Raw genomic sequence first — 9,006 nt, forward strand, 5'->3', positions numbered from 1 at the left:
CTCTAACTAGGCTATTTTTTCGGTCTCAATTTCCCTTAGCGTTATAAATTTCATGAAATTCTCAAAGTTTTAGATTGCGGTGAATAATTTAGGATAATATTTATCAAAAATTTTTTTAGTCATTCCATATTGCTATCGGTTATTTTTTTCTTTCTAATTTCGTCATTCATTTTATAATTGATACATTTGCAGCTCCGCCAAAAATAGACAAATTGGAATAAAGTTTGATAATTTTTGTAATCCTTGTTCAATTAAAGCCTCGATTGTAGAAGATTAATGAATCTATTTGGGTGTAATTGGAACTTTTCCTCCTAGCTTGCCTCCCCCTCCCAATGCACTCTAATTATTTTGTTTAATGGTTATTGTTATCCTTTTCTAGTATCTCTATTATTTTATCTAATTTCTCTCCAAGCTCTTTAATTTGAGAATTTTTATTGGTTGAATTTACAAGTAATCTCCTGATAAAAGGGTAAATGAAATTACAAATAATCCAATAAGAACAAAAACTATGACTTGAAAAGTGATATCCCCTATCATCATAAAAAATACCCCCCTCGCCCATCTGGATTATGGTTTTTATCTTATTCCGCAATCCAGCTTAGAATAGCTGTATCTACTCCACCAATCGCGACAATTCTATTTTTGTGAGTCATGATTCCAAGCCCATGTTCTTCCTCCCAGGACTAGATATTTTTCTTCCCTTCATTGTGAACATTTTAATCAAACGTTTGATTAAAAGATGTTTTGTTAGACAGTGGAGTAATCCCGTATCTTGCGACGAAATTCACAAGGTGAGATTCTTCAGATAAATTAAGTTAATATTGAAAATGCCATTAAGGCTCATTTATATATAAACCTCTCTCTTTATTGTCACTATTGATTTTTGGGGTCATCTATTTATTGAATTCATTAACTGGAAGAAGTATTCCGTTCTGAAATAAGCAATTGTTTACGAAGCTTTTTGCTAGCTCCCCCATATTTATCCAAATAACTAAATGGCTTTTTAGAGTAGAATTTTTAAATTGATTATAGTATATTATTACTTCATAAAAAAAACCTAATACTAATTATAAGGTTAGCGCTTAAAGAAAGTGAGGTTGAAATGATTATGACTATCCCACTACAGGAGCCAGTTCTCATATTTGGTTTTGCAGTGTTAATTTTTTTACTCTTTCCTATATTAATGGGGAAACTAAGAGTACCTGCTATTATCGGTCCCATTATTGCAGGAATTATCGTCGGGCCAAATGGATTGGAAATACTAGCACGTGATTCGACAATCGAATTGCTCGGAACAGTCGGATTATTGTTTATCATGTTTATAGCTGGTCTTGAGTTGGACCTTGACGGTTTCAAAAAATACCGAAATCGCAGTATTTTATTTGGCATCCTCTCGTTTTCAATCCCATTAATTCTGGGAATAATAGTAGGGCTATGGCTAGGTCTCAGTATATTATCAGCCGTACTATTTGGTACCATTTTCTCCACACATACCCTTTTGGGGTACCCTGCCATTAGCCGACTTGGAATTGCGAAAAACAAAGCTGTAACAACAGCAGTTGGCGGTACATTATTAACAGATAGCTTGGCATTGCTTTTTCTTGCTGTAATAGTAGGGGCATCTGAGGACAATTTAACATTTGGATTTTTGGTTTACTTGATTATTGCCATAACACTTTTTGCTGTAGTCGTTCTAATTTTTACCCCTTATCTAACAAAGTGGTTCTTTAAACGCTCTAATAATGAAGGAACTTTAGAATTTAACTTTGTTATAACAATTTTATTCGTTGCAGGAGCCATATCATTGTTTGTCGGACTAGAACCAATTATTGGGGCATTCTTGGCTGGTCTAGCTTTAAACCGGTATATTTATGATCATGGCCCACTAATGAATAGAATTAGATTTACGGCAAATGCATTGTTTATCCCGTTTTTCTTGTTATCTGTAGGTATGTTAATGGATCTTCGTGTTCTTATATCCAGCCCTGATACCCTAATCATAATCCTATTAATCACCATTGTAGCAATTGGCAGTAAACTACTTGCCAGCTGGATTACGAGTAAGGTATATGGTTATTCTAATATAGAAAGCAAGGTAATCTTTGGACTTTCCACTACACATGCTGCAGCAACATTAGCAATAACACTTGTTGGGTATCAGTTTGGATTACTTGACCAGCAAATAATAAATGCTGTAATTATTATCATTCTAATTACTTGTATTTTGGGTCCATACTTCTGTGAAAAATATGGCAGAAAACTGGCCGTTGCACAAGATAAAGAGGTATTGGACGAAACCCTTCCTGAACGTATATTAATCCCACTGAGGAATCCGAGAACGATGGAATCTTTGATGGATTTAGGATTTATTATAAAGAAGGCAATCAAGACAGATGAACCTCTATATCCATTAACAGTGGTTCAAAAGGATTTAAAACAGGCAAGCAATGAAGTGACACAAGCGGAAAGATTGCTTGGACATTCTGTTATATACGCATCAGGGGCAGATGTTTCTGTTAAACTACTGACACGAGTGGATCATAATATCGGTTTGGGAATAGAACGCGCTGCTACGGAAGAACGAATCACAACAATTATCGCGGGGTGGGATGGCATAATTGAAGGAAACAAGGTCTTTGGGAAAGTGATTGATAATTTCCTTGAACATACGTACCAACGCTCGCTCATCGCAAATATCAGGCAACCGTTGAATACGATGGAACGCGTGATTCTTATTCTACCCAATAATGTTGTATACAAACCCGGTTTTGAAGATTCAATATCCATTATTAAGGGCATGGCTTCACAGCTAAGTGCGAAGATTAAGGCTTTGGTTATTCGCGATAGCTTAGAAATGTATGAAAAGGCATCCCAGCAAGTACACCCTAATATAAAAATCGACTTCCATTCAATTGATAGCTGGAACTCACTTTTTGAAAGAAATCTAAATAATGTGAAATCTACTGATCTTGTGATTTTATTAAGTGCTAGAAGAGGAACAGTGGCATGGAACCCAGATTTAGAAGTTTTACCAAAAAAACTAGCTTCAATGAATCTTGGAAACTTCATCGTGTTCTACCCAACGGAAATGAAAGAAACAGACATTCGTGGCTCACGTGGGACTGAAATCCCGAAAGAATTACTTTTTAAAAGTGACTATGAGTAATGATAAACTGAACCGTGGGTTAGTAAATGATTGAAAACAGTAATGCAAAACTTAGATTCCATCAGTCGGACCATAGATTCTCCAAACGTAGTTTCTATGGTTCGCTTTTCTTCAAACAGGATAAGTTTACTAAACTTCAAACTTTTCTATAAAAAGAGGGCATGTAACGGAAGCTATTAGGTTGTCATCAGTGTCCTTATGTTGGATAGTTGAACATGGTTTTATGATGAAATGGCACATACAAAAACACTTTGTTAATTAGGGAACAATCCTTAATGACTAATTTCCGTCCTTCTGCTACTTGCTAATTGAAAGATGGAAACCACTCAGAATAAATCTTTCCCCAAGTTTCCTGTAGTGTACTTACCTCCAACATCTTCTAAACCAAATATAGGGGTTAGCCCTTCTTCCATCCGTTTATCAATATCCAGTAAAAACGGAGAGAAAGCGGACGGTTTATTTTTTCAAACTTTAATTCTTCTAACTTTTCTTGCCAACAATTAAGAATCACTGCCACATCATAATCGGCTTGTGTTCAGCACCACTACAAAAGATCTAAATCAAAAAAAACATAAAAATAAAGGATGGTACATACTAGACATATATAATGTGTACCACCCTTTACAGCTCTATTCAACAAACGCGCCGATTAATGTAATTAAAACGATAGACTTTGAAAAAGTGAAATGGTCATAACAAATGCTGATAAAGATCCTGCGGACAATAAGGTTATCATTTTTCGCCAATTGATCTCTTTTGTAGGTTTTATAGCCTCTCGGGATACAGCAATCCATATCACCGCAGAAACTATTGCTAATATGGCAATAACACCATTAGACATATTTAATGCCCCCTTGATTTATATTTAGTGTGAATTTTCAAACATTTTATTTCACTAAAGCGTGTTTGTTGAATAGCCCAACCAGCACTTCAATTTTAAATGATTTTATTGTCTATTGACAACTTGATTATCATGTGTGACTGCTAATCTATAAACAAACGGAGAAATTATTTTATTAAAATCTAGAAAAATAGAAAACAGAACAATCAGAATTTATTTATGCGACATTAGTGAAGAATGATATATAAATATTTTTACGCGTGTTGATTATGCATAATCTTCCATAAAAGAACGTCAAATAGGGACATCTTCTTGTTAAATGTAAGTACGACCAAACATAAACGAGAAAAGGTGTCCCTATGAAACAGAAGACCATGTTCCCGAATTTGATTCAAAAATTTATTTTCGATGAAGAGCTAAAACCATTGATTTAGCTTGTTGGGTATGAAAATACGGCACGAAAACTGAATGTGAGTGGAAAAGCTTACGTTACTGTGCTGATGTCGGATCTTCAGTGGTCTAGTCGATGTCAACTATTCAACTCTTTCGAAAAGATGGGCCAGCTTATTTTTAAATTCATGAAGTATTTGATTTAATCGTTCGTAAATGTAACCGAGTGACGCGTCGAAAGCTATAGATTCCAAATCGCTTGCTTCTTGTGGATTCTACCACGATCAACGTCGGAAAAACGTGACTTCCTTGGGCCGCTTATCACGGCGAACGTTCGGGCATCGGGCTTCATGTGAGTTTTTCATTGGAAACGAAGATGCCTTAAAAGATAGTTGAATCTACAGGTTTAACACACGAAGGACCTGTCAGACTAAGCAATTTTATTAATGTTTCTGTTTTCATAAAATTCTTTTCTAAAATATGTTATAATTCTTCACACTAATAAATTTAACATTTTTACCGAAAAAATAGGACTGTTTTGTCAAAAGGAGCAACATTATGTCAAAATACAACAAATATGTTAGTTTAATAACGATAATAACAATAATCTCATTAACTTTGTTTTTATTTAATAAAATCACTAATATATTATTTTTAATAATTTTTATTCCATCATCTATTTTTATGTTATTATTCGGAATTTTGGAGTTTCAAAAAAACATTAAAATGGAATGTTGAATGATGAATTTAAAAAAATGTACTAAAAATAAAAACAGGCTTCTTTCGGAAATCTGATAATTTTAAGAAATTCTTTGAGGGTGAAAACGAAGCATATAGTAAGGAAACGAAGGAGGGATTCTCTCGCTTTCTCTCTTTGTTGCTCGCATTGGGAAAAGCAAGAACCGTCCCCGTGCTTATTTCGGCAAGTCTGATAACCTCCAAGCAATTTCACGATAAAAAGCATTAATATCGGAAAAACGTAAGGAATCCGAGACACTTAACCCAACCATATCAAGATGATCCCAGTTTTGTTTTGTCTCAATATGATTCCATTTTCCAATGTGCGGTGTACCCCTATTATTTATCACTACATCAGTAGAAGGTCCTACCATTGATCTTGTATTCACTACACCATCATTTTGCCACCAAGATGAATCTATAACTGGTCGATCTTGTTCATATCTTGTATAGGACCCTAAGAAAAGCGCATTCCCCATTATCGCCTTGTTCATAGTAATATGTGGCAAATGATGTCCGGTTATAGGACTTGCTTGTGTCGCATGGGCACTATAAGAAAAATAATATACATCTGGTTGCGCTCTTACCCAGTCATTCAATTCCTTTGCCCCATCTGTACTTAAATCCCATTGGCTTATGTCTTTCGTTCCCTTTAAAATAGGACTGTTTAAAATACGGTTTGAATAATGATAAAATGATTCTCCAGTTCTCTTTTTAAGTCCCCATTGATCAAGTTTAAAATCATATAATGATAGATGATTATTTTCGCCAATTACAGCAGTTGCCATAAGCCATTGCCTGACAGTAGGGAAAAGTAAGCTTACATCTGCAAGGGTCGTTCCGTTGTGGGGAGTTGCCAATGTCGTTACACTCCGAACATATGATTTTCCTCCCTGGAACAACGGAGTCATTTTCACATCTGGATGTTCTTTTGCATACTCTCTTTCTTCTTGACTACCTTCTTTCAATAATTGAACGAGCATACGTATCGTTTGCCCCCCCATGCTATGTCCAACTAAATGAACCTTATTTGTTTCACTCCAATTTGGAAAAAATCCAGTGTATGTTCTACCATAGCGAGAATGCGCATGTTTCTCAGCATGAGCCGCCCCATAATCTACTGTTCCACCATGAATTTGAGCAAATAATTCACATGCACGATCCCAATTACTTGATAGCGGTCCTACGGCGGCAGTATGTACATTATATCCATCTCTTTTTAAATTTTCTTGTATATCATGTACACCTCCCCAATACTTTACCCCTAATAATTCCTCTCTACCCCATCCCGCAAAACCAGCCACAAGAATAATAGGATCGTTATTGTTTTTTCCTCCTTCTGCCTGTGTTGGCACGGGAAGTCCAACACTCGAAGCGATAAAACATAAAAGCAATAATCCCCAAAGTAATCTTTTCATTTTCCATCCCCTTTTTTTATTTCTCCAATAAAAGCGCTTTCAATTCTACCTCCTCTTAATGTAATAGAAAAATAGACTCACAAAATACTCCAACGCAATTAGCAATGGCTATATAGTGTGAGTTCACAATTATTAACTTAAAGATAGTATAAACTATATTGTCTGAATTTTCTATTAATTTGAGAAAAATATTTTGCATCCTCATAAGTAACAAATTTGACCGATATCAATTTACATGGGGGGCCACCAACATTCCCTAAGTAAATATCAAAAACAATAAACAAAAAGGTGTTATTCCTTATGAAAGAATAGCTTCCCTATCATTTTTTATCTCTTAATTCTTTTAAAAGTATATCGGATTCAAATTTGACTTAATAAATCTTTCGTAAGTCCGGAATTGTCCATACAGAATGGCGAGACAGCTTAAAATAGCAGGCCTAAATCCAGAGTTAACACCGCACTCGTTACGCCATACCCATACATCACTTTTAGCTGAAGCTGGTGTTTCACTTGAACAAATTATGGATAGACTGGGACATTCAGATGATTAAATCACAAATAATGTCTATCCCCATATAACCCAAGAAACAAAAAAGAAGCTTCCCACAAGTTTGAACAAACTCATGAGAAGCCTCCGTTGAAAATCTCATGTTAACATTCCACTCTCATCTTACATAAAACCCTTGATATTAAAGGGGTGAAGCAGCTTATTACATCATGCCGCCCGTAAGATGAGAATGAGAGTGTGTAATATCGTTAACGAGTGCAAAGAGCGCGGTAAATCAACGTTTTGGATGCTGTTAGCTGTAACATCCTTTTCGGGGATTTACCGTTTTTTTTATGGGATTGCGTTAGCAAAATGTTAACATATTGAATCTGTTGATTACACATTCAATATTTTTCTAGTGTTATTGCACTCAAATGGAAGGATATAGATTTTGATAAACATACTATTCGTATCACAAAAACATATTATAATCCTAAAAATAACACTAAAGAATACCAATTAGTTCCGCCTAAGACCAAAAAATCCCGACGTAAAATTATGGTAGATGAAGTTGTTATTGAAGCATTTAAAAAACATAGAGAAGAACAAGAAAAGATGATTACTCGATTCGGTAGATCGTACAATGACAACGGTTTTGTGTTTACTAATCTTAATCGTCATCCGGGCTACCCAGTCTTAATAAAGTTTATTGAGAATAGAATGGCAAGGATATTAAGTAAGGTAGGTTTAAATTTAGTCCTTCCCCCGCACTCTCTACGTCATACACATACATCGCTTCTCGCTGAAGCCGGAGTAGGTCTGGAAGAGATTATGGATCGATTAGGCCACCATGACGATGAAGTGACTAGGAAGGTATACCTTCATGTTACAAACAATATGAAAAAAGAGGCCTCTGATAAATTTGGTCAATTAATGCGGGGCATTATTTAATTAATTACTTTGAAAGCAAGCATCGTTGCTTTCAAAGTAATTAAAATTTCATACACTGTAGCTATATTTTCTTGAATTGTTCCGCAACAGGAAACGCCCATTGTGGAAGGTTATATACTTCAAAGGTAATAACGCCATGATTTATTTCTAAAACAATTTCCCCATTATCCTCACTATTATCAATCAAAATAAGGTTATCAATTATATGAGCATACTCGTAAAGGTTTTTGAACGAAGTAGTATTTCTTCTGATGATATCTTCAGTCGGAATGTCGTGACCACCATTTTTGACTCTCATTGCAACTCTTTCAATGTTTTGTTTTACATTACGGAGAGCAACGTAGAACATAGTCACTTCATATCCCATATCTTTTGCTTTTTGCATTTGTCTAATCGCATTTTTTCCAGCAAGAGTTGTCTCAATTGAGAAATCCTTACCTTCTTCAATGTATTTCTTAACTGATTTAATAACTTCTTTCCCTGCAGTTACTCTTTTACTTTCTGGATTTTCTGAGTCGATTCTTCGAGCGATTGCATCCGGATCAATATTTATCTCAATACCTATTTTATCTATGATTAAGTTACGGAAGGTACTTTTTCCACTTCCGTTATTACCAGCAAATACAAAAAATATTGGTTGGTGTTTATGCATTAAGATTCACCGTCTTTATCAAATGGAACGATGTCTCCGTTTGGAAATTCCTTTACCAATTCTCCGTTTTTTTCATATATGATATATGTGTTGTTAACCTTTGCATCAATTCTAGCTCGATCACCAGTCATCTTTGCCCACTTGCCGACCCAAGCAAATTTTCTTTTGGGTTCACTGTTTTGTTCTTCTAACATATTGAACACCACCTTTACTAAAAGTATATCAGATTCAAGGTTGACTTAATAAATCTTTCGTAAGCAATCTTTATTTATTAACTCAACTTTCGCAGAGTGATATCGGCAAATAAGCCTTGATATAACTAGGAAGGCCATCGATCCACTGTTCGAGTTGACTTTGAATTAA

Annotated in this window: 7 protein-coding genes and 3 pseudogenes; 3 read left to right on the forward strand and 7 right to left on the reverse strand. The window is 35.1% G+C overall.

Annotated features, from left to right (window positions below; all coding sequences use genetic code 11):
- Positions 1-352: 352 nt before the first annotated feature.
- On the reverse strand, positions 353-562 hold the full coding sequence (locus J2S13_RS15945; protein WP_370874055.1) for a DUF4083 family protein: 210 nt from the start codon (positions 560-562) through the stop codon (positions 353-355).
- Between the two features lie 19 nt (positions 563-581).
- Positions 582-671: pseudogene (locus J2S13_RS16960) on the reverse strand (hypothetical protein); the annotation flags it as partial.
- A gap of 431 nt (positions 672-1,102) precedes the next feature.
- Between J2S13_RS16960 and J2S13_RS15950 the strand changes: the two are divergent.
- Positions 1,103-3,166, forward strand: coding sequence for a cation:proton antiporter (locus J2S13_RS15950; protein ID WP_307258843.1), 2,064 nt, complete (start codon positions 1,103-1,105; stop codon positions 3,164-3,166).
- A gap of 365 nt (positions 3,167-3,531) precedes the next feature.
- Here the strand turns inward: J2S13_RS15950 and J2S13_RS15955 are convergent.
- The 3 genes and pseudogenes from J2S13_RS15955 to J2S13_RS15965 all read right to left on the reverse strand — a co-directional run.
- Positions 3,532-3,683: pseudogene (locus J2S13_RS15955) on the reverse strand (IS110 family RNA-guided transposase); the annotation flags it as partial.
- A 141-nt stretch (positions 3,684-3,824) separates the two neighbouring features.
- On the reverse strand, positions 3,825-4,007 hold the full coding sequence (locus J2S13_RS15960) for a hypothetical protein (RefSeq protein ID WP_307258844.1): 183 nt from the start codon (positions 4,005-4,007) through the stop codon (positions 3,825-3,827).
- Positions 4,008-5,311: 1,304 nt separating this feature from the next.
- A pseudogene (locus J2S13_RS15965) lies at positions 5,312-6,460 on the reverse strand (esterase/lipase family protein); the annotation flags it as partial.
- 503 nt (positions 6,461-6,963) lie between these two features.
- Here J2S13_RS15965 and J2S13_RS16965 point away from each other — a divergent pair.
- Positions 6,964-7,104, forward strand: a complete 141-nt coding sequence (locus J2S13_RS16965) for a tyrosine-type recombinase/integrase (protein ID WP_370874054.1) — start codon at positions 6,964-6,966, stop codon at positions 7,102-7,104.
- A gap of 359 nt (positions 7,105-7,463) precedes the next feature.
- Positions 7,464-7,991: a site-specific integrase gene (locus J2S13_RS15975; protein ID WP_307258848.1), complete on the forward strand. Its 528-nt coding sequence runs from the start codon at positions 7,464-7,466 to the stop codon at positions 7,989-7,991.
- Between the two features lie 61 nt (positions 7,992-8,052).
- On the opposite strand, the gene J2S13_RS15980 is transcribed toward J2S13_RS15975, so the two are convergent.
- Positions 8,053-8,643, reverse strand: coding sequence for an ATPase (locus tag J2S13_RS15980; protein WP_307258846.1), 591 nt, complete (start codon positions 8,641-8,643; stop codon positions 8,053-8,055).
- The gene (locus J2S13_RS15985) at positions 8,643-8,837 is read right to left on the reverse strand and encodes a hypothetical protein (RefSeq protein WP_307258847.1); all 195 of its coding nucleotides are present in this window, start codon (positions 8,835-8,837) and stop codon (positions 8,643-8,645) included. The genes J2S13_RS15980 and J2S13_RS15985 overlap by 1 nt, the downstream gene beginning before the upstream one ends.
- Positions 8,838-9,006: the final 169 nt, after the last annotated feature.

It is taken from the genome of Oikeobacillus pervagus (assembly GCF_030813365.1).
Classification (GTDB): Bacteria; Bacillota; Bacilli; order Bacillales; family DSM-23947; genus Oikeobacillus; species Oikeobacillus pervagus.